Genomic DNA, 22,904 nt, shown 5'->3' with positions numbered 1-22,904 from the left:
CAGCTGCCCTGGTCCTTCCTCGCCCACACCGGACTCACCATCCACCCACCCCCACGGAACTTACGAAAACCTCAGTAAGAAGCGAGACGTGCCGCTGCCCGACTGTGTGGCGGAAGCCCTGAGAGCCCACATGGACGCCTACAAGCCTGTGGAGATCACATTGCCATGGAACGTGCCGGAGGGCCCGAAGGTCTCGGCCCGGTTGATCTTCACGGCTGAGCAAGGCGACATGGTGTGGCGCAGCAACTTCAACGGCAAGGAGTGGAAGCCCGCTCTCGCGGCGGCCGGGCTCATCCCGGAAGCAGGCGATGACGGCAAGTACGAGTCGGCGCGCGAGCACAGGATGCACGCCCTGAGGCACTTCTACGCCTCCGCCTTGCTGGACACGGGCGAGAACGTCAAGGCCGTCAGCGAGTACATGGGGCACGCCGACCCGGGACTGACGCTCCGGGTGTACGCCCACCTGATGCCGGACAGCCGCGAGCGCACCCCTCTCGCTATCGACGCCGTGTTCCAGCGGGGCCGCTCTGCATCCCGAGCAGACTAGCGGTGCAGGTCGGCACCCCTAGTCAGTGTGCCTAACCCGGTGGCACAGCGTCTGGCGGACCCTGGCGAACCGTGGCGAATGGGCCTCAGCTACCCGCGCCCCAGGTAGGTTGCGAGAACGGCACCCGTCTCTGCAGGACTCCCGGGCCCGACTTGGGCAGGAGCCAACTGACGTCAAACTCAGCTCAGTTGGAGTAACGACAGACAGGAGCCGACACGATGGGGCGACCCAAGGAGAGACAGCGCCGCCGGCGCCCAAAGAGGGACTGGGTTGAGTTGGCGGTGGTGATCCTCGGAGCGGTCACTGCCATCGCGGGGTGCGTTGAACGGTTCCTCTACTAAGCCAGTGGAGACCCGGCGCTCCGGCCGATGCGGACGGGCTTAGGTGAGCCCGGCCGGGAAGTAGTCGGCCGGGCTCACAGTGCCCCGCGCGCGAGGCCTGGCTCCGGGTGGCTCCGGAGCCAGGTGCTCGTGAGTCACGCGGGAGTCTTTCGGATGGCCAATGGCGCGTAGCGTCTCTACGAGAGCCTATGGCTGTTGCCTCGGTGACGTCCCCCGATAGTACAGTCGCCCCACCTGCAGCAATCGTGCCCGATACCTGTTTTCGCAGGTCAGAGGGGTGGCGCAACATCCTGGCGATGGCATGGCGCAGCACCCTGGCGATGAGCGTGAAGTCTCGGCCGGTTTCCATGGCTGTCCCAATCGTGCAGGTCAGCGCATTGCAGGGGTGGCGCCAAATCCGGCGAGAGGTAGCGAAGGGTGGCGAATTCTAGGACGAACAGCTAGGGCATCCTTTGCTTGCGAGCGGCTCCCGGCCGCGTTGCCGGCCTTCTAAATGCCGTGTGACCAAAAGGTGGCGTCTTCACTGGCGGTCGGTCGTCTCTCGGCTGGCCATACGTCCCGAGTTGGCCTCGCCGAGGAAGATCACGGCCCACAGACGGCCCAGTGAAGCCCGGACGGCCCCTGAACTGCCCTTCTGTGCAGGTCAGGGGCCCCACTCATGCGAGAACCCTCTGGAGTTCCTCAACTCCGCTTTGCCGCGCGCGGGAGACGGGCATCTCCCGGTCACACGACGCGCGAGGCGCCCACGGGGGGCCGCTTCGGGGGAACGGAAGGAGGGTGACGCCATGGTCATCGGCATCATCCTGGTGGTGGTCGTCGCAGTGGTGGTCGCCGCGGTCGCGGCCGGCCGCAGGGGTGCGCGGAGGAGCCCGGTGGCGTCCGGCCGGGGCGCGCGACGCCCGTCGGGGAGGCGCAGCCGCGGCAGCGGCGGCGACAGCTGGTGGGCCGGGTCCTCGTCCGGGGGCCACTCCTGCGGCGGCGGGTCCTCTTCCTCCTCCTGCGGCGGGGGGTCCTCCTCCTGCGGCGGCGGGTCCTCCTGCGGGGGCGGCGGAGGCGGATGCGGGGGCGGCAGCTGACACGGGGCAGCTGGGTCCCGAAGGGGAACCGCGTCCGGGAAGCGGGGTCCGTGCCACACGGGCCCCGCTTCTTCGTGCCCGCGTTCCCGTCGTCCGGCGGGACGCCCGTGTCCCCCGTTCGGCAGGCGCTCGACGGATGGACGCGCGCCTGGGCGCACGCTCGGGCCGTACCGGCGCACGCCGGGGTTGAACAGGTGAAAAGGTGAGCCCTCCGAGCGTGGAATCCCCCTGAACTTGGGTAAAAACGCTGTGGCGGCGGCACAGTTCGTGATTCCCTCTAAAACCAGCGCAGCCCCTCGGACACCCCGCGGACACGCCTCCGGCGACCGACTGGGCTGAAACCGGGCCGCACCCCCGGCGAGGCCGGGGTGACCGCAGGCCCACCCTTCCTCTCCTTGTGTGCTTGCGGAGCCGATCCATGCTCACGACCCTGAACACCGCCTACACCGACACGCGCGCCGCCGACCTCGCCTGGGCGCTGGGACGCGAACCGCTCCCCGCCCTGGCCACCCTCGATCTCGAACTTCCCGGTGCCAAACTCCAGTTGAGACTTCTGGGCGCGTCCCACCAAGTGCTCCTGGAGGAACGCGGAGGCAGCTGTTCGGAGACGGTGGCGTGCATCCCGGGCAGCCGCACACCGCTCCCGCTGGGCGTCGCCAAGCGGGTGGGCGACTGGGAGTACAGGTTCGCGGCCCGGGTCGAGGCGCTCTCCCCGGAATCCTTCGAGGGCCGCGCCCAGGAACTGCTGGCCCTGGTGACCGACCACCCGCACGGCCTCGCCGGCGTCTTCCCCGGCAGCCCGCACGCCTTCACGGCGCTGCTGGCCCAGCACCACGAGGGACAGGTGCACTGGCGGACCTGGCACGCGTACCCGCAGGACGGGCAGCTGGTGGCAACGTGGACCCGGGTCGGGACACGGGTGCCCGCGGCGCGGTGAGGCTCCCGGCAAGGCCCGTGCGCAGCTCCGGGCGCGGGGGTCCGCAGCGCTCCGGCACCGGTGGGCACGGCCCGGTCAACTCGGGGCAATCGTAAACAAATCTCATACGTGTGGGTGACGAAGCGCAGCACGGGAGTGACGTACCGTCACTTCGTGATCGAACAACGCACGCCCGCCCCGCCCGGCGCCCCGCCCCCCTGGGCCGGCCCCGGCGGCCCCGGCGCTCCCGCGTGGCTGCCCGTCCGGCCGGACACCGGAAGGTTCCTGGTCCTCGCGGGTGTCTTCGTCTGCGCGGCCTGCGGACTCGTCTACGAACTCGAACTGGTCGCCCTCGCCTCGTACCTGATCGGCGATTCGGTCACCCAGGCGTCCGTCGTCCTGTCCGTCATGGTCTTCGCCATGGGCCTCGGCTCCCTCGCCGCCAAGCGGCTGTGCCGGCTCGCGGCGGCCGGCTTCGGCGCCGTCGAGGCCACGCTCGCCCTCGTCGGCGGCTGCAGCGCGATGGCCCTGTACGCCGTCTTCGCCTGGACCGGCGACTGGGGCGGCGCGGGGGCGAGCGGCTCCCGCTGCCTGCTGGTCGCTTTCTCCCTCGCCATCGGCCTGCTGATCGGCGCCGAGGTCCCGCTGCTGATGGAGCTGATCCAGCGCATCCGCCACCAGGACGCGGGCGGCGCGGTCGCCGACCTGTCCGCGGCGGACTACGTCGGCGGCCTGGCCGGCGGTCTGGCCTTCCCCTTCCTCCTCCTGCCGCTGTTCGGCCAGCTGACCGGCGCCCTGCTCACCGGCGCGGTCAACGCGGTCGTCGGCGGCGCCCTGGTCCTCGGCCTGTTCCGGCGGGACCTGACCCGCCGCGCCCGCCGGCTGCTGCTCGCCGTCAACGCGGTCGTGCTCGCCGTCCTCGGCTGCGCCGCCGTCCTCGTCGACGACTTCGAACGCGCCGCCCGGCACGCGGTGTACGGCGACGACGTCCGGGTGGCCGTGCGGACCGACACGCAGGAGGTGGTCCTCACCGGCGGTGCGCACGGCCGGCCCCTGAACCTGTACCTCGACGGGCGGCTGCGGGTCAGCGCCCGCGACGAGCGCCGCTACCACGAGGCGCTGGTCCACCCGGCCATGGCCGGCCGCCACGCGCGCGTGCTGATCCTCGGCGGCGGCGACGGCCTGGCCGTCCGCGAGGTGCTGCGCCACCCGGGCGTGCGCCGGGTCGACGTCGTCGACGTCGACCCCGGAGTGGTCCGGCTGGCCCGCCGCGACCCCGCCCTGTCCGCGCTGAACGGGCGCGCCTACGACGACCCGCGCGTCCACGTGACCGCGGCGGACGCCTTCCACCGGCTGCGCCGGGCGCCGGCGGCCCCGTACGACGTCGTCGTCTCGGACCTGCCGGACCCCGGCGTCACGGCGTGCGCCAAGCTGTACTCGCAGGAGTTCTACGGCCTGGCGCGGCGCGTGCTGGCGCCCGGCGGCCGGCTGGTGGTGCACGCCGGGCCCGTCTCCGCCCGCCCCCGGGCGTTCTGGACGGTGGAGTCGACGCTGCGCGCGGCCGGTCTGCGCACCGCCCCGTACCGCGTGGCCGGCCGCGCCCCCGGCCGCACGGCCGAGGACGACCGCGGCGCCGGCCCCCGCTCCCGGACCCCGCACGACTGGGGATTCGTCCTGGCCGCCGCCGGTACCTCCCCGCCCCTGCGCCTCGACGCGCACGCCCCGCGCCCGCGCACCCTCACCCAGGCCCGTCTCACCGCGGACGCCCGCGCGGCGGCCCGCACCCGGCTGCCGGGGCTGCCGGCGTCGACGCTGGTGCACCCGCGGTACTGAGACACCGGCCGCGACGGGGTCCGGCGCGCCCGGCACCGGCGCGGGGTGACTTTTCCACCGCCGGGGGTGCAGTCCGGCGCCCACTGGGTACGCTCCGCAGACATGGAGCACGAGGTGTTCGTTCCGGTTCCGGCCGAGCGGCTCAGGGAGGTGCTGGACGATCCCGCGCGGGTCGCCCGGGCGGTCCCCGGGCTCCAGCAGGACGCCGGCGCCGATCCCGGCACGGGCCGGCTGAAGATGCGGGTCGGCGGCCACTCCGTCACCTACCGGGGCGCGCTCGGGCTGTCCCGCCGGGACGACGGGTCGTACGCCGTCCGGGGCGACGCCACCGAGGCGCGCGGCACCGGATCGGTCGCCTTCGCGCTCACCCTGCGCGTCAGGACCGCGGACGGCGGCGCCACGCTCGCCCTCGACGGCACGGCCACGGCGGACGGCCGCGTCACGGAGCTGCCGGCGGACGCGGTCGGCGCGGCCGTGACCCGGCTGCTGAACCGCTGGGCGGAGAACCTCGGGGCGCTGGCGGCCCAGGAGGCCGCCCCACCGGAGACCACGGTGTCCCTGGCCACGGAGGAGTTCGAACCCAAGGCCACCACCGACTTCGAGACGACCCCGGACGCCGACGACGCCCCGCCGCCCCCGCCGCAGCCGGACACGGCTGCCCCCGGCCCCGCCGACACCCCCGCCCCCGGCGACGCCCCCGCCGGCTCCGGCGCCGAAGCCCCCCCGCCCGCGCCCGCCCCCGGCGAGGACTTCCCGGAGGCCGCCGAGCCCCCCGCCGAGGCGGCGCACGCGCGGCGCACCATGATCGGGCGCAGCGCGGAGGAGGTCGACCACGCCCCGCCGCGCGGCCGCTACGCCCCCGTCCCCGCGCCCCGGACGGCCACGCCCTCCGCCCCCCTGCGCTGGGCGGCCCCGGCGGCCCTCGCCCTGGCGTCGGCGATCGCGCTGGGCCGGGCCCTGCGCAGACGCCGCTGAGCGCGCCGGGCCGGCAGGACCGCACGCCCCCTTGATCGCCCCAGTAGGGTCGTGTCCCGTGAGCAACGAACCCATCACGCTGACCGCGGGCGACGCGGAGGTGACCGTGCTGCCGGGCAACGGCGGCCGGGTCGGAGGGCTCCGCGTCGGCGGCGTGGAACTGCTCCGCCAGGGCGAGCGCTTCGGCTGCTTCCCGATGGTCCCCTGGTGCGGGCGCATCCGCGACGGCCGCTTCCGGGACGGCGCCACCGTCCACCAGATGCCGCTGAACTCCCCGCCGCACGCCATCCACGGCACCGCCCGCGACGGCGCCTGGCGCACCGCCCGCACGGGCCCGCGCGAGGCGGTCCTCACCCACGACCTGACCGACCCCTGGCCCTACCCCGGCCGCGTCACCCAGGCGTTCGCCCTCACCGAGGACACCCTGACGATCACCATGGCGGTGGAGACGTACGAGTCGTCCTTCCCCGCGCAGATCGGCTGGCACCCGTGGTTCAACCGGAACCTGGGCGGCGCCGACGTGCGGATCGGCTTCGAGGCGGCCTGGCAGGAGGAGCGCGGCGACGACCACCTGCCCACCGGCAACCGCGTCGCCCCCCGGCCCGGCCCCTGGGACGACTGCTTCGGCATGCCCGGCGGCGTCGACGTCACCCTGACCTGGCCGGAGCAGCTGGAGCTGAGGGTGACCAGCCCCGAGGAGTGGGTCGTGGTGTACGACGAGCAGGCGGAGGCGGTGTGCGTCGAGCCGCAGACCGGCCCGCCCGACGGCCTGAACACCCGGCCGCGCCTGGTCACGCCGCTCCAGCCGCTGGAAGCCCGCACGGTGTGGAGCTGGCGGCGCCTTTAAGCTGGCCGGTATGACGGACGTACGCGGCGCGCTGCTGCAGCAGATCAAGGACAAGGCCGTGGTGCACGGCAGGGTGACCCTCTCCTCGGGACTGGAGGCCGACTACTACGTCGACCTGCGCCGCGTCACCCTCGACGGGGAGGCCGCCCCGCTGGTCGGCCAGGTGCTGCTGGACCTGACCGCGGACCTGGACTTCGACGCGGTCGGCGGGCTCACCATGGGCGCCGACCCGGTGGCCGCCGCCATGCTGCACGCGGCCGCCGCCCGGGGCCGCCGGCTGGACGCCTTCGTCGTCCGCAAGGCGGCCAAGGCGCACGGCCTGCAGAAGCGCGTCGAGGGCCCGGACATCGCGGGCCGCCGGGTCCTGGTCGTCGAGGACACCTCCACCACGGGCGGTTCCCCGCTCACCGCCGTGGAGGCCGTGCGGGAGGCGGGCGCCGAGGTCGTGGCCGTCGCGACCATCGTGGACCGGGCGACGGGCGCCGCCGAGAAGATCCGGGACGGCGCGGGGGTGCCGTACCGGTACGCGTACTCCAAGGACGAGCTGGGCCTGGACTGAGCCCCACTCGGCTCATCCCGGTTCGTCTGGAAAGATGGGGCCGACGATGACGTCGCGCCAAGGTTCTAGGTCAGGGCCGTGAGCACGCACCACGCCGACCCGCACATACAAGGAGCGGACCCATGCCCATCGCAACTCCCGAGGTCTACAACGAGATGCTGGACCGGGCGAAGGCAGGCAAGTTCGCCTACCCGGCCATCAACGTGACCTCCACGCAGACCCTGCACGCGGCCCTGCGCGGTTTCGCGGAGGCGGAGAGCGACGGCATCGTCCAGATCTCGACCGGCGGCGCCGAGTTCCTGGGCGGCCAGCACAACAAGGACATGGTGACCGGCGCCGTGGCCCTGGCCGAGTTCGCGCACGTCGTCGCCGAGAAGTACGACGTCAACATCGCCCTGCACACCGACCACTGCCCGAAGGACAAGCTCGACGGGTACGTGCGTCCGCTGCTCGCGATCTCCGAGGAGCGCGTCAAGGCCGGCCGCAACCCGCTGTTCCAGTCCCACATGTGGGACGGCTCCGCGGAGACCCTCGCCGACAACCTGGCCATCGCCCAGGAGCTGCTGGAGCGCACCCACGCCGCCAGGATCATCCTCGAGGTGGAGATCACCCCGACCGGCGGCGAGGAGGACGGCGTCTCCCACGAGATCAACGACTCCCTGTACACGACGGTCGACGACGCCATCCGCACCGCCGAGGCCCTCGGCCTGGGCGAGAAGGGCCGCTACCTGCTGGCCGCCTCCTTCGGCAACGTGCACGGCGTGTACAAGCCGGGCAACGTCGTCCTCCGTCCCGAGCTGCTGAAGGAGCTGAACGAGGGCGTCGCCGCCAAGTTCGGCAAGCAGAGCCCGTTCGACTTCGTCTTCCACGGCGGCTCCGGCTCCAGCGAGGAGGAGATCCGCACCGCGCTGGAGAACGGCGTCGTGAAGATGAACATCGACACGGACACGCAGTACGCCTTCACCCGCCCGATCGCCGACCACATGTTCAAGAACTACGACGGCGTCCTGAAGGTCGACGGCGAGGTCGGCTCCAAGAAGACCTACGACCCGCGGACCTGGGGCAAGCTCGCCGAGGCGTCCATGGCCGCGCGCGTCGTCGAGGCCTGCCGCCACCTGCGCTCCACCGGCACGAAGATCAAGTAATCCCGCCCGGCGGGACCCCGGAGCCCGGCGCCCGTGCGGCGCCGGGCTCTCGCGCGTACCGGGACGGTGCAGACTGGACCTCATGTCCATTCACGAGAACCTCCTCGGGGGACCGCCCCCGACCCACCTCCCCGACGACCCCGGCCCGCGCGAGCTGCTGGCGCGGGGCGCCGCGCCCGCCGAGGTCGCGGCCCAGTACCCCGCGTCCTCGCTGGCCTGGGCGCAGCTGGCCGACGAGGCGTTCGAGCGGGGCAGCGCCGTGGAGTCGTACGCGTACGCCCGTACCGGCTACCACCGCGGCCTGGACGCGCTGCGCCGCAACGGCTGGAAGGGCCACGGCCCGGTGCCCTGGGAGCACGAGCCGAACCGCGGCTTCCTGCGCGCCCTGCACGCCCTCGCCCGCGCCGCGCAGGCGATCGGCGAGAAGGAGGAGTACGAGCGCTGCACCCAGTTCCTGACGGACTCCTCGCCGACGGCGGCCGAGGTGCTGGGCTGACGGCGGGACCGGGGCCGTCACCCGCAAGGCCCGCCCGCGGCCGGGCGGGCCTTGCGCGGGGCGGAGGGGATTGCGCAGGATGCCGGTGGGGACCGGGGCCCCCGTGCCGGTAACGGCAGGGGCGGACCGCTACCCGGAGCGCACAACAGGAGACGGCGATGTCCCAACCGGCTCACGACCACCCTCGCACCGCCGAGGCGCACGAGCCCGAGACCCCGCATCTCGACTTCGAAGGCACCACGCCCTACGAGGACTACGTCAGGGCGGACGTGCTCACCCACCTCCAGCACCCCCTCTCCGACGATCCCGGGGAGATGGTCTTCCTGGTCACCACCCAGGTGATGGAGCTGTGGTTCACCGTCATCGTCCACGAGTGGGAGACCGCGGCGCGGGCGCTGCGCGGCGACGACGTGCCGACGGCGATCGCCGCGCTGAAGAGGTCCGTGCGGGAGCTGGAGGCGCTGAACGCCTCCTGGAAGCCGCTGGGGCAGCTCACCCCGGCGCAGTTCAACTCCTACCGCGGCGCCCTCGGCGACGGTTCCGGCTTCCAGTCGGCGATGTACCGCCGGCTGGAGTTCCTGCTCGGCGAGAAGTCCGCGTCCATGCTGGTCCCGCACCGGGGCGCGCCGCGCGTCCACGCCGAACTGGAGAAGGCGCTGCACGAGCCGAGCCTGTACGACGAGGTGCTGCGGCTGCTGGCGCGGCGCGGGTACGACATCCCCGAGGCCGTGCTGCGGCGCGACACGACGCGCGGGTACGAGCCGTCGCCGGAGGTGGAGGCGGCCTGGGCGGCGATCTACGCCGGTGACCAGAACGCCGAACTCGCCCGGCTGGGGGAGGCGTTGACCGACGTGGCCGAGCTGGTGTGGCGCTGGCGCAACGACCATCTGGTCGCCACCCGCCGCGCGATGGGCGCCAAGCCCGGCACCGGCGGCTCCGCCGGGGTGGCCTGGCTGGAGAAGCGGGCCCGCAAGAACGTGTTCCCCGAGCTGTGGACGGCGCGATCGTATGTCTGAACTGGTGTCGAAGGCGGAGGAACTGGACGCGGCCGACGAACTGGCCGGGCTGCGCGAGCGGTTCGTCCTCGACCCCGGGCCCGGTCACGCGGCCGGCGCCGCGGGGGTGTACCTGGACGGCAACTCGCTCGGCGCGCTGCCGGTGACCGTCCCGGACCGCGTCGCGGACGTCGTGCGGCGGCAGTGGGGCGAGCTGCGCATCCGGTCGTGGGAGGAGAGCGGCTGGTGGACCGCGCCCGAGCGGATCGGCGACCGGATCGCCCCCCTGGTGGGGGCGGCGGCCGGGCAGATCGTGGTCGGCGACTCCACCAGCGTCAACGTCTTCAAGGCGCTGGTGGGCGCGGTACGGCTGGCCGGGGACGGCCGGGACGAGATCCTGGTCGACGCGACGACGTTCCCGACGGACGGGTACATCGCCGAGTCGGCGGCCCGGATGACGGGGCGTACGCTGCGGCCGGTGGCCCCGGCCGAGGTGCCGGGGGCGCTGAGCGGGCGCACCGCCGCCGTGCTGCTCAACCACGTCGACTACCGCACCGGCCGGCTGCACGACCTGCCGGCGCTCACCGCCGCGGTGCACGAGGCGGGGGCGTACGCCGTCTGGGACCTGTGCCACAGCGCGGGCGCGCTGCCGGTGGGCCTGGACGAGCACGGGGTGGACCTGGCGGTCGGCTGCACCTACAAGTACCTCAACGGCGGCCCCGGCGCGCCCGCGTACCTGTATGTGCGCCGGGAGGTGCAGGACCGCTTCGACTCGCCGCTGCCCGGCTGGAACTCGCACGCCGAGCCGTTCGGGATGCGGCCGGCGTACGCACCGGCTCCGGGCGCCCTGCGCGGCCGGGTCGGCACCCCGGACATCCTCTCCATGCTCGCCCTGGAGGCGGCCCTGGAGGTGTGGGACGGCGTGCCCGTCGAGGCGGTGCGGGCCAAGTCCCTGGCGCTGACGGACTTCTTCCTGGAGTGCGTGGCGGCGTACGCGGCTCCCGGCCGGGTGGAGTGCCTGACGCCGGTGGCGCACGCGGAGCGGGGCAGCCAGGTCGCGCTGCGCTGCGACGACGCCGAGCAGGTGATGCGGCGGCTGATCGAGCGGGGCGTGGTCGGGGACTTCCGCGCCCCGGACGTCCTGCGGTTCGGGTTCACGCCGCTGTACGTCGGGTTCGCCGACGTGGAGCGGGCGGCGCGGGTGCTGGGGGAGGTCCTGGCCCTCGCGGACGGCCGCCGGTGACGTACGTCCCGGCCGTCCGGGGCGGGGCCGTCCGGATCCGGGCGGCCGTGTCCCGGGCGGCCGTACCCCGGTGACGGCGGGCGCGGGCCGGGTGCGGCGGGCGCGGTGTTCTCCTCTGCGGGCTCGGCGGGCTCTCGCCGTCCCCAGCGGGGTCCGGTGGCCTCGGCGGCACGCCCGGCGGCGGTGTCCCGGCGGGGCGGAACGGCGGGATCGCCGGGCTTCACCGAGCGTGACATCCCCGTGTCCGCGCACGTCACCCGCCTGGTACCGTCCCGGCCAACGGCCGATTTTCTTCCCTGGTCCGCCAAGTTCGTTTCGTCGCTGAGAGGTTGGGACATGCCGGACGACGCCGCAGCCCGCGCGGCCGCGGAGGCCCGCGCCGCCGAAGAGGAGAAGTCGGCGTTCTCGCACGCCCCCGTCGACCCCGACGGGACGGCCTCCTACGGGGACCATCCCGACCAGGTGATCGACTTCTACGCCCCGCGCGGACCGGGCGGGCCCGGCGGGCCGGACGGACAGGCCCCCCTGGTCGTCGTCCTGCACGGGGGCGCCTGGCGGGCGCCGTACGACCGCCGGCACGTCAGCCCGTTCGCCGGCTTCCTGGCCCGGCGGGGCTTCGCGGTGGCCAGCGTGGAGTACCGGCGGGGCGCGGCGGGGGAGACGGACGGCGACGCGGCCGCCGGGCGCTGGCCCGAGACCTTCGACGACGTGGCCGCCGCGCTCGACGCGCTCCCCGCGCTCGTCCGGCGGGCGCTGCCGCAGGCCGACCCGCGCCGCACGGTGCTCACCGGGCACTCGGCGGGCGGCCACCTCGCGCTGTGGGCGGCGGCCCGCCACGTGCTGCCCGCCGACGCCCCGTGGCGCACCGACGGCCCGCCTCCCCTGCGCGGCGTGGTCGCGCTCGCCCCGATCGCCGACCTCGCGGTCGCGGACGAGCTGGACGTGTGCGGCGGCGCGGTGCGGCAGCTCCTGGGCGGCGTCCCGGGCGACGACGGGCGGTTCGCCGAGCGCCTGCCGTACGCGGACCCCGCGCTGCTGCTGCCGACCGGCATCGCGACCACCCTGGTCCAGGGACGGACGGACGTGGACGTCCCGCAGGCGGTCGCCGAGTCGTACGCGGACGCGGCGGCGAGGGCCGGGGAGGTGGTGGGGGTGACGCTGCTGGCGGACGTCGGCCACTTCCCCCTGATCGACCCGGCGACGGACGCGTGCGCGGTGGTGGCGGAGGAGATCGCGCAGCTGGCGTGGTGAGGGGGCGGGGAAGGGCGGTGGGGGCGGCCCGGTCGTACCCGTAGTACCTGAGAGCCACACCGCGAGTGAGCTCCCCGGCGTGACGCGGACGACGTCGCGCGGTCCGTAACTTCCCCTCCGTGCCGGCCCGAAGGCCGGGCGGACGGGGAGGGGACGAGGACCGTGGGACGTGACGGGCGGGACGGCCGGCGGGACCGGGACCGGGACCGGGCGCGGAAACGCGGGCACGAGCGGGTGCGCGGCCCCGCCCGTGCCCGCTTCCGCGGGCGGCGCCGCGCCGTCCGCGCCCTCCTCGCCGCCCTCGTCACCGCCGGCGTGGTCCTGCCCCTGTCCGCCGCCGCGCGCCCGCAGACCCCCGCCCCGGCCCCGGCGTCGCCCGCCGCCCCCGCCACACCGGCCGGGCTGGACCGGACGTACGCCGCCCACCGGGCCAACGCCGCCCGGGCCGCCCGGATGGCCGGCGCCCACGGCGACCACCGCCGCGCGGCCGTGGACCGCTCCCTGGCCGCCCCCTCCCGGCAGCTCCTGGCCTTCGACGGGCGCGGCACCGGCCGGGTCACGGAGGTCTTCGGCGGCCTCGCCCGCGCGGACCGCGTCGCCGTCCTGGTCCCGGGCTCCGACACCGGCCTCGACACCTACGGCCGCTTCCGCGCCGCCGCCCTCGCCCTGCACCGGCAGCTCGCGCGGCAGGCCCCGCCGGGCACCCGCACCGCGGTCGTGGCCTGGCTGGGCTACGAGACGCCCGGCACGGTCAGCGCGGCGGTCGCCACCACCGGCCGCGCCGAGCGGGCCGCCCCGCGCCTGCGCGCCCTCGTGCGCGACCTGCACGGCGTCACCGGCCACCGGGCGCGGATCTCCCTGATCTGCCACTCCTACGGCTCGGTCGTCTGCGGGCGCGCCGCCCGCGGCCTGGACGTCTCCGACATCGCCCTGATCGGCAGCCCCGGCACCGGCGCGGACTCCGCCCGCGCCCTGCGCGCCCGGGCCCGGGTCTGGGCGGCCCGCGGCGCCGGCGACTGGGTGGGGAACGTGCCGCACCTCGACGTCGACCTGTTCGGCACCACGGTCGGCTTCGGCGCCGACCCCGTCTCCCCGGCGTTCGGCGCCCGGGTCTTCGCCGCCGGCGACGCCGGCCACAGCGACTACTTCACCCCGGGCTCCGCCTGTCTGGCGAACCTCGCCCGGATCGCCCTCGGCGAGACCTCGGCGGTGACCCGTGACTGACCTGAAGGCATCCCTGCGCGGCGCGGGGGACGGCGTGCGGCGGCGCGCCGCCCGGATCGACGCCGCCACCCCGGCGGAGCGGGACCGCGCCGTGGACGCCCTGCGCGCCCTGGCCGTCCTCGGGGTCGTCCTCGGCCACTGGCTGGTGACGGCCCTGGTCGCGGACGGCCGCGCCCTGCGCACGGACAGTCCCCTGCGGCACCTGCCCTGGCTGGCCCCCGTCTCCTGGATGTTCCAGACCCTCGCCGTGTTCTTCCTGGTCGGCGGGCACGTGGCGACCCGCGGATACGCCTCGGCCCGCGCCCGCGGCGTCCCGTACCACCACTGGCTGCGCGGCCGTCTGGCCCGGCTGTTCCGGCCGGTCGCCGCCGTCCTCGCCCTGTGGACGGCCGTCACGGCCGCGCTGCTGCTCTCCACAGCCGAGTACGCGACCACGCGCACGCTGGTGAAACTGGCGCTGTCCCCGCTGTGGTTCCTGCTGGTGTTCGCCGCCCTCACGGCCGCGACCCCGCTGCTGGCCCGGCTCCACCCGCTGTGGCCGCTGGCCGTCGTCCTCCACGTGGACCTGCTGCGCTTCGGTCTCGGCGGCCCCGCCTGGCTCGGCTGGGCGAACCTGGCCGCGGGCTGGCTGGTGCCCTACACGCTCGGCGCCGCCTGGACGCGGGGCGAGCTGGACGGGCCCCGCGCGGGCCGGCTCCTGCTCGTGGGCGGTACGGCGGCGGCCGCGGCCCTGGTCGTGTGGGCGGGCTACCCGGCGTCGATGGTCGGCGTGCCGGGCGCCGGGGTGTCCAACCTCGACCCGCCGACGCTGGCCGCCGTCGCCTTCGGCGTGGCCCAGTGCGGTCTCGCGCTGCTGCTGCGGGAGCGGCTGCGGCGCGCGATGCGGCGGCCGGTGGCGTGGGCGGCGGTGGCGCTGGTCAACCTCCGCGCGATGACGGTCTTCCTCTGGCACCAGACGGCCCTGATGGCGGCCACGGCCACCGGGCTCCTCGCGGGCCGGCTGCCCGGCCTGCACACCCGCCCCGACGGCCTGGACTGGGTCGCGGCCCGGCTCGCCTGGCTGCCGGTGTTCGCCGCGGTCCTGGCGGTCTGCCTGGCCGCCTTCCACTCCTGGGAGCGGGGCGGCGGGCGGGGCCGTGCGCGGGTGGTGCGGGCGCACCGGCCGTCGGGCCGGGGGACGCCGACGGGGGCGGGCCGTGTCTAGGGTGTCGGAGGGCGGGGGCGGCCGTGTCCAGGATGTCGGTGCGGCGGGGACGGGAGCAGGCTGTGTCTAGGGTGGGCGGTGTGACGGAGACGGGGACGGGCCGCGCCCTGCGGTGGCTGCGGGTGTTACGGGACGACCTGTGGACCGTGCGGGCCGACCCTCTGCCCCCCTCGGTCTGGTTGCGCTGGCTGCCGCACGGGATCGTGTGTCTGGCCGCGCTCGGGATCTTCGCCGGGGACCTGCCGCAGCTCCAGGACCACGGCCGGCTCGCCTTCGGGCTCGCCCTCCCCGTCGCCCTCGCGCAGGGCGGCGCGGTGGCGCTCGCGCTGTGGCGGCCGGTCCCGGCGTGGTGGCTGTCGATGGCGGCCATGGTGGTGGGGGCGTTCGCGGTGCGCGCCCTGATGGTCGTCGACGGACACGAGTTCACCTGGCCCTGGACCTCCGCGGGGATCATCGGGCACCTGCTCGTCTCGCTGCTGCTCGCCCTGCGGGTCCGCACCCGGGTGTCCGCGGAGGCGCTGGCGCTGACCGCGCTGGCCACCTACGTCGTCCAGGGCCTGGTGGGCGGGCCGAACTACCAGCCCACCGGGGAGCTCGCCGTCGTCCTGTACGCGGTCGCCGTCGTCCTCGGCATCGCCCTGCGCGGCCGGCGCGAGGCCCGCGCCGAGCTGGTGCGGCAGACCACGCTCACCACCGAGGAACGCGCCCGCCGCACCCTGCTGGAGGAGCGCAGCCGCATCGCCCGCGAGCTGCACGACGTGGTCGCCCACCACATGTCCGTCATCTCCATCCAGGCCCAGGTCGCCCCCCACCTGGTCCAGGACCCGCCCGAGGAGCTGCGGGAGAACCTCGCCGGGATCCGCCAGAACGCCGTGGAGGCGCTGACCGAACTGCGCCGGGTGCTGGACGTGCTGCGTTCCGAGCCCCCCGTCCCGCACGCGGGCGAGGACGGTTCCGGCGCCGCCCCGCACGCCCCGCAGCCCACCCTCGACCGGCTTCCGGCGCTGGTGGAGAACACCCGGGCGGCCGGACTGACCGTGACCACCGAGATCACCGGCGAACGCCGGCCGCTGCCGCCCGCCGTGGAGCTGTCGGCGTACCGGATCGTGCAGGAGGCGCTGAGCAACGTGCTGCGCCACGCCCCCGGCGCCACCGCCCGCGTCGCCCTCGCCTACGGCCCGCGGGAGCTGCGGGTGGAGGTGGTCAACACCCGGCCCGGGCGCGCGGCACCGCCGTCCTCCGGCGCCGGGCACGGGCTGCTCGGCATGCGGGAACGGGCCGCGATGCTCGGCGGCAGCCTCACGGCCGGTCCCGGGGCGGACGGCGGCTACCGGGTCCGCGCCCTCCTCCCGGTCCCCTCCCGCACCGGCCCCGCGATCCCCGCTCCCGGCTCCCCTCCCAAGGACGGCACCGCATGATCCGCGTACTGATCGCCGACGACCAGCAGATGGTCCGGCAGGGCTTCACCGTGCTGCTGAACGCGCAGCCCGACATCGAGGTGGCCGGTCAGGCGGTGGACGGCCTGGACGCGGTCGCGCAGGTCGCCGAGCTGACCCCGGACGTGGTGCTGATGGACATCCGCATGCCCGAGCTCGGCGGCATCGAGGCCACCCGGCGCATCACCGCCGCCACCCCGCACGTCCGGGTGCTGATGCTGACCACCTTCGACCTCGACGAGTACGTGTACGAGGCGCTGCGCGCGGGCGCCTCCGGCTTCCTGCTGAAGGACGCGTCGGCCGATCAGCTCGCCGAGGCGGTCCGGGTGGTGGCGGCCGGGGACGCCCTGCTCGCGCCCGGGATCACCCGGCGGCTCATCGCGGAGTTCTCCCGCCTGGACGGCAGGCCCCGTCCGCCGCTGCGGGAACGCGTCGGCGGCCTCACCGAACGCGAGACGGAGGTGCTCGCGCTCATCGCGCAGGGCCTGTCCAACGCGGAGATCGCCGGGCGGCTGGTGGTCGCCGAGCAGACGGTGAAGACCCATGTGGGCCGGATCCTGGTGAAGCTGGGCCTCAGGGACCGCACCCAGGCGGCGGTGTTCGCGTACGAGTCGGGTCTGGTCCGTCCCTCGGGGTACTGAAGGGCCCCGGGCGGTCCGTGTAGTACCTGAGACGGACGCCGGGAAACCCGTCCCGACGGGGACGACCGCCGCCACCCGGTCGGCCTACCGTGTGGGCGTGACCGATACCACTCATCCGCAGCCGCAGGCCCCGGCGTCCGGGGGCCGGGCCGGAACCCTCCGCAGCCCGGAGTACCGGCTGGCCCAGAAAGCCCTGCGCGGACTGCGCCAGGACCTGTTCCACGACGCCTTCGCCTACCGCCCGCTGCCGCCCCGGCGCGCGGACGGCCCGTTCACCGGCCGGCTGCCCGCCCGGCTGCGGCCGGCCGCGGAACACCTCCCGCACGCGGTGGTGGGGGCGGTCGCGCTGCTCGCCCTGGGCGTCGGCGTGCTGGGGAGCGGCATGCCCGGCGGGGACGTGCCGGCCCTGCTGATCGGCCTGCTGTGCGCGCTCCCGGTGCTCGCCACGCTGGTCCGGCCGGTCGGCGCGTTCTGGCTGTCGCTGGGGGCGACCGTGGTGGTGGCGTTCCTCCACGGCGGCGAGGGCGACTGGCCGTGGCTGCCCGGCTCGTTCATCTGCCACCTGGCGGTGCTGGTCGTCGTGGCGCTGCGCACCCGGCCCCGCACCGCCGCGTGGATGTGGGTGCTGACCGTCGTGTACGCCCTCCTCACGGACGTGGTCTTCGGCGGGGCGTACTACTACACGAACGGCGGGCCCATGGTGGTGGTCTCCGCCCTCGCGCTGCTCGCGGTCGCCGTCTGGCACATCCGCCGCGAGGCCCGGCAGGAGGTGACCGCCCAGCAGACGGTGACCGAGCACGAGCGCTCCCGGCGCACCCTGCTGGAGGAGCGCACCACCATCGCCCGCGAGCTGCACGACGTGGTCGCCCACCACATGTCGGTGGTCGCCATCCAGGCGGAGGCCGCGCCCTACCGGGTGGAGAACCCGCCGCCGGAGCTGGAACGGGCCTTCGCCACCATCCGGGAGAACGCGGTGGCGGCCCTCACCGAGCTGCGCCGCGTCCTGGGCGTGGTCCGCGCCGAGGACTACCAGGCCCCGGACGCCCCGCAGCCCACCCTCGCCGACCTGGACGGGCTGCTGGCCAACGTGCGGGACGCCGGCCTGACCGTGGAGAAGGCGGTGACCGGCGCGGTGCGCGAGCTGCCGCAGGGCGTGGAGCTGTCGGCGTACCGGATCGTGCAGGAGGCGCTGAGCAACACCCTCCGGCACGCGCCCGGCGCGCGCGCCCGCGTCGAGATCGGGTACGTCCTCGGCGGCCTCGGCCTGCGCGTGGTCAACGACCCGCCGCCGGACCTCGCCCTGGTGAAGCCCTCGCCGGGAGCCGGGCACGGCATCACGGGCATGCGGGAGCGGGTGACCATGCTGAACGGCGAGATGACGGCGGGCCCGACGCAGGACGGCGGCTACGAGGTGACGGTGTTCCTGCCGGTGCCCGCCGCGGGTGAGGGCGGGGCATGACGATCCGGGTACTGATCGCGGACGACCAGATGATGGTCCGCGAGGGTTTCTCCGTCCTGCTGAACGCGATGCCGGACATCGAGGTCGCCGGCGAGGCCGTCGACGGCCGGGAGGCCGTCGCGAAGGTCCGCGAACTCGCCCCCGACGTGGTGCTGATGGACATCCGCATGCCCGAGCTGAACGGCATCGAGGCGACCCGGGAGATCGTCGCCGCGGACGGCGCGGCGAAGGTGCTGGTGCTGACCACCTTCGACCTCGACGAGTACGTGTACCAGGCGCTGCGCGCGGGCGCCTCCGGCTTCCTGCTCAAGGACGCCTCGGCCCGGCAGCTCGCCGAGGGCGTGCGGGTGGTGGCGTCCGGCGAGGCGCTGCTGGCCCCCTCGGTCACCAGGCGCCTGATCACCGAGTTCTCCAAGCTGTCCGACGTCCCCCGCCCGATGCCGTCCGGGCAGTCGGCGTACGGCGACCTGACCGAGCGGGAGACGGAGGTGCTGGTCCTGATCGCGCAGGGCCTGTCCAACGCGGAGATCGCCGGGCGGCTGGTGGTCGCCGAGTCGACGATCAAGACCCATGTCAGCCGGATCCTGGTGAAGCTGGGCCTCAGGGACCGCACCCAGGCGGCGGTGTTCGCCTACGAGGCCCGGCTGGTCACGCCGGGCTGACCCACCGGCCGCCAGGACCCCTGGCCGGGCAGGGGTCCGCCGGGCTAGCGTCCGTCCATGTCAGCCTTCGACCCGTGGGACCCGGCGTTCGTCGCCGACCCGTACCCCGCCTACGCCGACCTGCGCGCCCGAGGCCGCGTGATCCGCTACGAACCCACCGGCCAGTGGCTGGTCCCGCACCACGCGGACGTCTCGGCGCTGCTGCGGGACCGCCGCCTGGGCCGCACCTACCGGCACCGCTTCACCCACGAGGAGTTCGGCCGCACCCCGCCCCCGCCGGAGCACGAGCCGTTCCACACGCTCAACGACCACGGGATGCTCGACCTGGAGCCGCCGGACCACACCCGCATCCGGCGCCTGGTGTCGAAGGCGTTCACCCCGCGCACGGTGGAGCGGCTGAAGCCGTACGTGCGGGGGCTCGCGGACCGCCTGGCGGCGGACCTGGTGGCGGCGGGCGGGGGCGATCTGCTGACGGACGTGGCGGAACCGCTCCCGGTCGCGGTGATCGCCGAGATGCTGGGCATCCCGGAGGCGGACCGCGCCCCGCTGCGCCCCTGGTCGGCGGAGATCTGCGGCATGTACGAGCTGAACCCGTCGCAGGAGACGGCGGCGCGGGCGGTCCGCGCGTCGGTGGAGTTCTCGGACTACCTCCGCGAGCTGATCGCCGAGCGCCGCGAGAAGCCGGGCGACGACCTGGTCTCGGCCCTGATCGCGGCCCACGACGAGGGCGACCGCCTGACCGAGCAGGAGATGATCTCCACCTGCGTCCTGCTGCTGAACGCGGGCCACGAGGCCACGGTGAACGCCACCGTCAACGGCTGGTGGGCCCTGTTCCGCAACCCCGGCCAGCTGGCGGCCCTGCGCGCGGACCACTCCCTGGTCCCGTCCGCCGTGGAGGAGCTGATGCGCTACGACACCCCGCTCCAGCTCTTCGAACGGTGGGTCCTGGACGACGTCGAGATCGACGGCACGGTGATCCCGCGGGGCTCGGAGGTCGCGCTGCTCTTCGGCTCCGCCAACCACGACCCGGCGGTCTTCACCGCCCCGGACCGCCTGGACCTCGCCCGCAAGGACAACCCGCACATCTCCTTCAGCGCCGGCCTCCACTACTGCATCGGCGCCCCGCTGGCCCGCATCGAACTGGCGGCGTCGATGACGGCGCTGCTGGAGCGGGCCCCGGCCCTGCGCCTGGCGGCGGAGCCGGAGCGGAAGCCGAACTTCGTGATCCGGGGGCTGAAGGGGCTGAGCGTCGAGGTCGGGTGACCACCCGTCGGGCCGGTCGCGCGGGCGAGGCGTCCGGGGCGCGCCGGGGGCCCGGCGCCTCGTTGCGCGCCTCGGGGAGGCCGCCACGGCGGTCACGGGACGGCGGCCGGGACGGTCACTGCGCGGCGGCCGGGACGGTCACGGGGCGGCCGGCCGACGGGACCGGCGGGCCGTCAGCTCGTCAGGTCCCGCCGCCGCAGCCCCGCCAGCCCCGCCCCCGTCAGCACCGCCGCGAGCCCGGTCAGGACCAGCACCGGCCCCCACTCCATCGCCCCGCCCGGCAGCTTCGGCAGGTGCCCGAACGGCGAGAGGTCCAGCACCGCCCGGGGGAGGTCGAGCGCCGGCCCGACCCAGCCGATCAGCAGGGCCGCCCCGGCGACCGCCCACGCCGCCGGCGCCGCCCGCGGGACCAGGCCGTACAGCAGCACCGCCACCCCGCCGACCACCCACACCGCGGGCACCTGCACCAGGCACGCGGCCAGGATCGGCCCGGTCCGCCCGCCGTGACCGGCGGCGAAGCCGAGCGCCGCGAGCAGCATGATCCACACGGTGCCGGCGAAGGCGGCCACCAGGTGCCCGGCGGCCCACCGCAGCCGTCCCACCGCGCCCGCCAGCACCGGTTCCGCGCGCCCCGAACCCTCCTCGCCGGACAGCCGCAGCACCGACGCCACCACGTACAGCGCGGCGATCAGCCCGAGCACGCCGATCATCGCCGACAGGAACGCGTCCGCCGGCCCGGTCTGCCCGCCCATCCGCTCGATGACGCGCCGGGCGTCGTCGTTGTCGCCGAGCAGATCCGTCGCGGCGTCGGTCATCCCGCCGTAGACGGCCCCGGCGAGGAGGAAGCCGACGCTCCAGCCCAGCACGCCGCCCCGGTGCAGCCGCCAGGCCAGTGCCCCGGCACTGCCCAGGCGGCCGGTGGCCGGTCCGGGCCGGGTCGGCAGGAAGCTCATGCCGACGTCCCGGCGCCCGGCCAGCGCGTACGCCGCCGCTCCCTGCGCCAGCACCGCTCCCAGCAGCACCGGCAGGACCCACCAGCGCTCGCCCGCGAACGCCCGCAGGTTCTCCAGCCAGCCCAGCGGCGACAGCCAGGTCAGCGGGGACGAGCCGTCGTCCGCCGCCGCGTCGCCCGCCGCGCGCAGGACGAAGGCGGCGCCCAGCGCCGCCGCCGTCAGGCCCCGGGCCAGCCGCGCGCTCTCCGTCAGCTGGGCCACGACCGCCGCCGCCGTCGCGAAGACCATCCCGACGCCCGCGAGCCCGAGTCCGAACGCCGCCGCCCCCGCCGCGCCCTGCCCGGCCAGCCCGGCCGTCACCAGCAGGGCCAGGGCGGCGTTCGCGGCCAGCGCCGTCAGCAGGGCCGCCGTCAGCGGGGCGCCGCGGCCCACCGCGCCGGACGCCACCAGTTCCTGACGGCCGCTCTCCTCCTCGTCGCGGGTGTGCCGTACGACGATCAGCAGGCTGGTCACGGCGGCCAGCGCCCCCGCGTACACGCCGACGCGCCAGGCCGTCAGCGCGCCGAGGGAGTCGCCGAAGACCGGGCCGACCAGGGCGCGCAGGGAGGCGCTGGCCTCCACCTGCCGCAGCAGGCCGGCGCGTTCGGCCGCCGTGCCGTACAGGCCGCCGAGCGTGTTCGGCATGGAGAGGACCAGCAGCGCGTTCACCGCGACCCAGACCGGGATCAGCACGCGGTCGCGGCGCAGGGCGAAGCGCACCAGGGCCGCCGTGCCCGCCAGCGGGCGGGAGCCGCCGGAGCGGGTGGGGAGGACCGCGGCGGTCATCGGGCCACCGCCTCGTCCCGCTCACCCTGCTCGTCCCGTTCGTCCCGGTAATGCCGCAGGAACAGCTCCTCCAGCGTCGGCGGCGTCGAGGTCAGCGAGCGCACGCCCACGCCGGTCAGCGCCCTGAGGACGGCGTCCAGCCCGTCGGTGTCCGCCTGGAACCGCACCCGCCGCCCCCGCACGTCGAGGCCGTGGACGCCGGGCAGGCCCGCGAGTCCGTCCGGCGGCCCGGCGAGTTCGGCGGTGACGCTCGTCCGCGTCAGATGCCGCAGCTCGGCCAGCGAACCGCTCTCCACGGTCCGGCCCCTGCGGATGATGCTGACCCGGTCGCACAGCTCCTCCACCTCGCTGAGGATGTGCGAGGACAGCAGCACCGTCCGTCCGCGCTCCCGCTCCTCCCGCACGCACCGCTGGAAGACCGCCTCCATCAGCGGGTCCAGCCCCGAGGTCGGCTCGTCCAGGATCAGCAGGTCGACGTCCGAGGCGAAGGCGGCGACCAGGGCGACCTTCTGCCGGTTGCCCTTGGAGTACGTACGGCCCTTCTTGGTCGGGTCGAGTTCGAAGCGCTCGATCAGCTCGGCGCGGCGTCTCGCGTCCAGCCCTCCGCGCAGCCTGCCGTACAGGTCGATGACCTCGCCGCCGGAGAGGTTGCGCCACAGCGTCACGTCGCCGGGGACGTACGCGATGCGGCGGTGCACCTCCACCGCGTCCCGCCACGGGTCGCGGCCGAGGACGGACGCGGTGCCCGCGTCGGCGCGCAGCAGGCCGAGCAGGATCCGGATGGCGGTGGACTTGCCGGCGCCGTTGGGCCCCAGGAAGCCGTGCACCTCACCGGCTTCGACCCTCAGGTCGAGACCGTCGAGCGCGTGCGTCCGGCCGAACGACTTGTGCAGTCCGGACGCTTCGAGAGCGGGGCGTGCCTTCGTCATGCTTCAGAACGTACGCTTCTTTCAGAAATTTGTGAAGTTAATGAAGTCGATGAATCGCCGGTACGCTTGCGGGTGGCGGCTGAG

At 75.0% G+C, this 22,904-nt stretch carries 19 protein-coding genes and 1 pseudogene; 18 read left to right on the top strand and 2 right to left on the bottom strand.

Annotation, left to right across the window (positions count from 1 at the left end):
• Window positions 1-76 precede the first annotated feature (76 nt).
• From ABD363_RS25375 to ABD363_RS25290, 18 genes and pseudogenes are all read left to right on the top strand, one after another.
• A pseudogene (locus tag ABD363_RS25375) lies at window positions 77-547 on the top strand (tyrosine-type recombinase/integrase); the annotation flags it as partial.
• 1,835 nt (window positions 548-2,382) lie between these two features.
• Window positions 2,383-2,901 carry a DUF2617 family protein gene (locus tag ABD363_RS25370; protein ID WP_344607494.1) on the top strand — a complete coding sequence of 173 codons (519 nt, stop codon included), beginning with the start codon at window positions 2,383-2,385 and terminating at the stop codon, window positions 2,899-2,901.
• 153 nt (window positions 2,902-3,054) lie between these two features.
• Complete coding sequence (locus tag ABD363_RS25365; RefSeq protein WP_344607492.1) at window positions 3,055-4,713, top strand: polyamine aminopropyltransferase; 1,659 nt, start codon at window positions 3,055-3,057, stop codon at window positions 4,711-4,713.
• A 102-nt stretch (window positions 4,714-4,815) separates the two neighbouring features.
• Window positions 4,816-5,688 carry an SRPBCC family protein gene (locus ABD363_RS25360; RefSeq protein ID WP_344607491.1) on the top strand — a complete coding sequence of 291 codons (873 nt, stop codon included), beginning with the start codon at window positions 4,816-4,818 and terminating at the stop codon, window positions 5,686-5,688.
• 58 nt (window positions 5,689-5,746) lie between these two features.
• Window positions 5,747-6,535, top strand: coding sequence for an aldose epimerase family protein (locus tag ABD363_RS25355; RefSeq protein ID WP_344607489.1), 789 nt, complete (start codon window positions 5,747-5,749; stop codon window positions 6,533-6,535).
• A gap of 10 nt (window positions 6,536-6,545) precedes the next feature.
• Complete coding sequence (gene pyrE / locus ABD363_RS25350) at window positions 6,546-7,094, top strand: orotate phosphoribosyltransferase (RefSeq protein ID WP_344607487.1); 549 nt, start codon at window positions 6,546-6,548, stop codon at window positions 7,092-7,094.
• A gap of 122 nt (window positions 7,095-7,216) precedes the next feature.
• Window positions 7,217-8,239, top strand: a complete 1,023-nt coding sequence (gene fbaA, locus ABD363_RS25345; protein ID WP_344607485.1) for a class II fructose-bisphosphate aldolase — start codon at window positions 7,217-7,219, stop codon at window positions 8,237-8,239.
• Between the two features lie 82 nt (window positions 8,240-8,321).
• Entirely contained in the window at window positions 8,322-8,735 is a 414-nt protein-coding gene (locus ABD363_RS25340) for a DUF3151 domain-containing protein (RefSeq protein ID WP_344607483.1), read from the top strand.
• A 158-nt stretch (window positions 8,736-8,893) separates the two neighbouring features.
• Window positions 8,894-9,751 (top strand): tryptophan 2,3-dioxygenase family protein, encoded by an 858-nt coding sequence (locus ABD363_RS25335; protein ID WP_344607481.1) that lies wholly within the window; start codon window positions 8,894-8,896, stop codon window positions 9,749-9,751.
• Window positions 9,744-10,973 (top strand): kynureninase, encoded by a 1,230-nt coding sequence (kynU, locus tag ABD363_RS25330; RefSeq protein ID WP_344607479.1) that lies wholly within the window; start codon window positions 9,744-9,746, stop codon window positions 10,971-10,973. Before ABD363_RS25335 ends, kynU begins: the two co-directional genes overlap by 8 nt.
• Before the next feature lie 336 nt (window positions 10,974-11,309).
• Complete coding sequence (locus tag ABD363_RS25325; protein ID WP_344607477.1) at window positions 11,310-12,224, top strand: alpha/beta hydrolase; 915 nt, start codon at window positions 11,310-11,312, stop codon at window positions 12,222-12,224.
• Window positions 12,225-12,458: 234 nt separating this feature from the next.
• A complete protein-coding gene (locus ABD363_RS25320) occupies window positions 12,459-13,448 on the top strand; it encodes an alpha/beta hydrolase (protein WP_344607502.1) in 990 nt (329 codons plus the stop codon).
• The gene (locus ABD363_RS25315) at window positions 13,441-14,652 is read left to right on the top strand and encodes an acyltransferase family protein (protein WP_344607475.1); all 1,212 of its coding nucleotides are present in this window, start codon (window positions 13,441-13,443) and stop codon (window positions 14,650-14,652) included. The genes ABD363_RS25320 and ABD363_RS25315 overlap by 8 nt, the downstream gene beginning before the upstream one ends.
• Window positions 14,653-14,714: 62 nt before the next feature.
• Window positions 14,715-16,070: a sensor histidine kinase gene (locus tag ABD363_RS25310; RefSeq protein ID WP_344607473.1), complete on the top strand. Its 1,356-nt coding sequence runs from the start codon at window positions 14,715-14,717 to the stop codon at window positions 16,068-16,070.
• Window positions 16,067-16,729, top strand: coding sequence for a response regulator (locus ABD363_RS25305; protein WP_344607471.1), 663 nt, complete (start codon window positions 16,067-16,069; stop codon window positions 16,727-16,729). Before ABD363_RS25310 ends, ABD363_RS25305 begins: the two co-directional genes overlap by 4 nt.
• A 97-nt stretch (window positions 16,730-16,826) precedes the next feature.
• Entirely contained in the window at window positions 16,827-18,188 is a 1,362-nt protein-coding gene (locus ABD363_RS25300) for a sensor histidine kinase (RefSeq protein ID WP_344607469.1), read from the top strand.
• Window positions 18,185-18,850 carry a response regulator gene (locus ABD363_RS25295; RefSeq protein ID WP_344607467.1) on the top strand — a complete coding sequence of 222 codons (666 nt, stop codon included), beginning with the start codon at window positions 18,185-18,187 and terminating at the stop codon, window positions 18,848-18,850. Before ABD363_RS25300 ends, ABD363_RS25295 begins: the two co-directional genes overlap by 4 nt.
• Before the next feature lie 57 nt (window positions 18,851-18,907).
• Complete coding sequence (locus ABD363_RS25290; protein ID WP_344607465.1) at window positions 18,908-20,113, top strand: cytochrome P450; 1,206 nt, start codon at window positions 18,908-18,910, stop codon at window positions 20,111-20,113.
• A 173-nt stretch (window positions 20,114-20,286) separates the two neighbouring features.
• On the opposite strand, the gene ABD363_RS25285 is transcribed toward ABD363_RS25290, so the two are convergent.
• Both ABD363_RS25285 and ABD363_RS25280 read right to left on the bottom strand, forming a co-directional pair.
• Window positions 20,287-21,891 carry an ABC transporter permease gene (locus ABD363_RS25285; RefSeq protein WP_344607463.1) on the bottom strand — a complete coding sequence of 535 codons (1,605 nt, stop codon included), beginning with the start codon at window positions 21,889-21,891 and terminating at the stop codon, window positions 20,287-20,289.
• A complete protein-coding gene (locus ABD363_RS25280; RefSeq protein WP_344607461.1) occupies window positions 21,888-22,820 on the bottom strand; it encodes an ABC transporter ATP-binding protein in 933 nt (310 codons plus the stop codon). Before ABD363_RS25280 ends, ABD363_RS25285 begins: the two co-directional genes overlap by 4 nt.
• Window positions 22,821-22,904: the final 84 nt, after the last annotated feature.

Source organism: Streptomyces glaucus (assembly GCF_039533365.1).
GTDB classification, from domain to species: domain Bacteria; phylum Actinomycetota; class Actinomycetes; order Streptomycetales; family Streptomycetaceae; genus Streptomyces; species Streptomyces glaucus.
This window is presented reverse-complemented; position numbering and strand designations above follow the sequence as displayed.

Excerpts from the sequence above, each read along its gene's own strand:
- kynU (WP_344607479.1), top strand. The coding sequence starts at position 9,744 with ATGTCTGAACTGGTGTCGAAGGCGGAGGAACTGGACGCGGCCGACGAA.
- ABD363_RS25325 (WP_344607477.1), top strand. The coding sequence starts at position 11,310 with ATGCCGGACGACGCCGCAGCCCGCGCGGCCGCGGAGGCCCGCGCCGCC.
- ABD363_RS25305 (WP_344607471.1), top strand. The coding sequence starts at position 16,067 with ATGATCCGCGTACTGATCGCCGACGACCAGCAGATGGTCCGGCAGGGC.
- fbaA (WP_344607485.1), top strand. The coding sequence starts at position 7,217 with ATGCCCATCGCAACTCCCGAGGTCTACAACGAGATGCTGGACCGGGCG.
- ABD363_RS25340 (WP_344607483.1), top strand. The coding sequence starts at position 8,322 with ATGTCCATTCACGAGAACCTCCTCGGGGGACCGCCCCCGACCCACCTC.
- ABD363_RS25290 (WP_344607465.1), top strand. The coding sequence starts at position 18,908 with ATGTCAGCCTTCGACCCGTGGGACCCGGCGTTCGTCGCCGACCCGTAC.
- ABD363_RS25280 (WP_344607461.1), bottom strand. The coding sequence starts at position 22,820 with ATGACGAAGGCACGCCCCGCTCTCGAAGCGTCCGGACTGCACAAGTCG.
- ABD363_RS25335 (WP_344607481.1), top strand. The coding sequence starts at position 8,894 with ATGTCCCAACCGGCTCACGACCACCCTCGCACCGCCGAGGCGCACGAG.
- ABD363_RS25370 (WP_344607494.1), top strand. The coding sequence starts at position 2,383 with ATGCTCACGACCCTGAACACCGCCTACACCGACACGCGCGCCGCCGAC.
- ABD363_RS25295 (WP_344607467.1), top strand. The coding sequence starts at position 18,185 with ATGACGATCCGGGTACTGATCGCGGACGACCAGATGATGGTCCGCGAG.
- pyrE (WP_344607487.1), top strand. The coding sequence starts at position 6,546 with ATGACGGACGTACGCGGCGCGCTGCTGCAGCAGATCAAGGACAAGGCC.
- ABD363_RS25360 (WP_344607491.1), top strand. The coding sequence starts at position 4,816 with ATGGAGCACGAGGTGTTCGTTCCGGTTCCGGCCGAGCGGCTCAGGGAG.
- ABD363_RS25285 (WP_344607463.1), bottom strand. The coding sequence starts at position 21,891 with ATGACCGCCGCGGTCCTCCCCACCCGCTCCGGCGGCTCCCGCCCGCTG.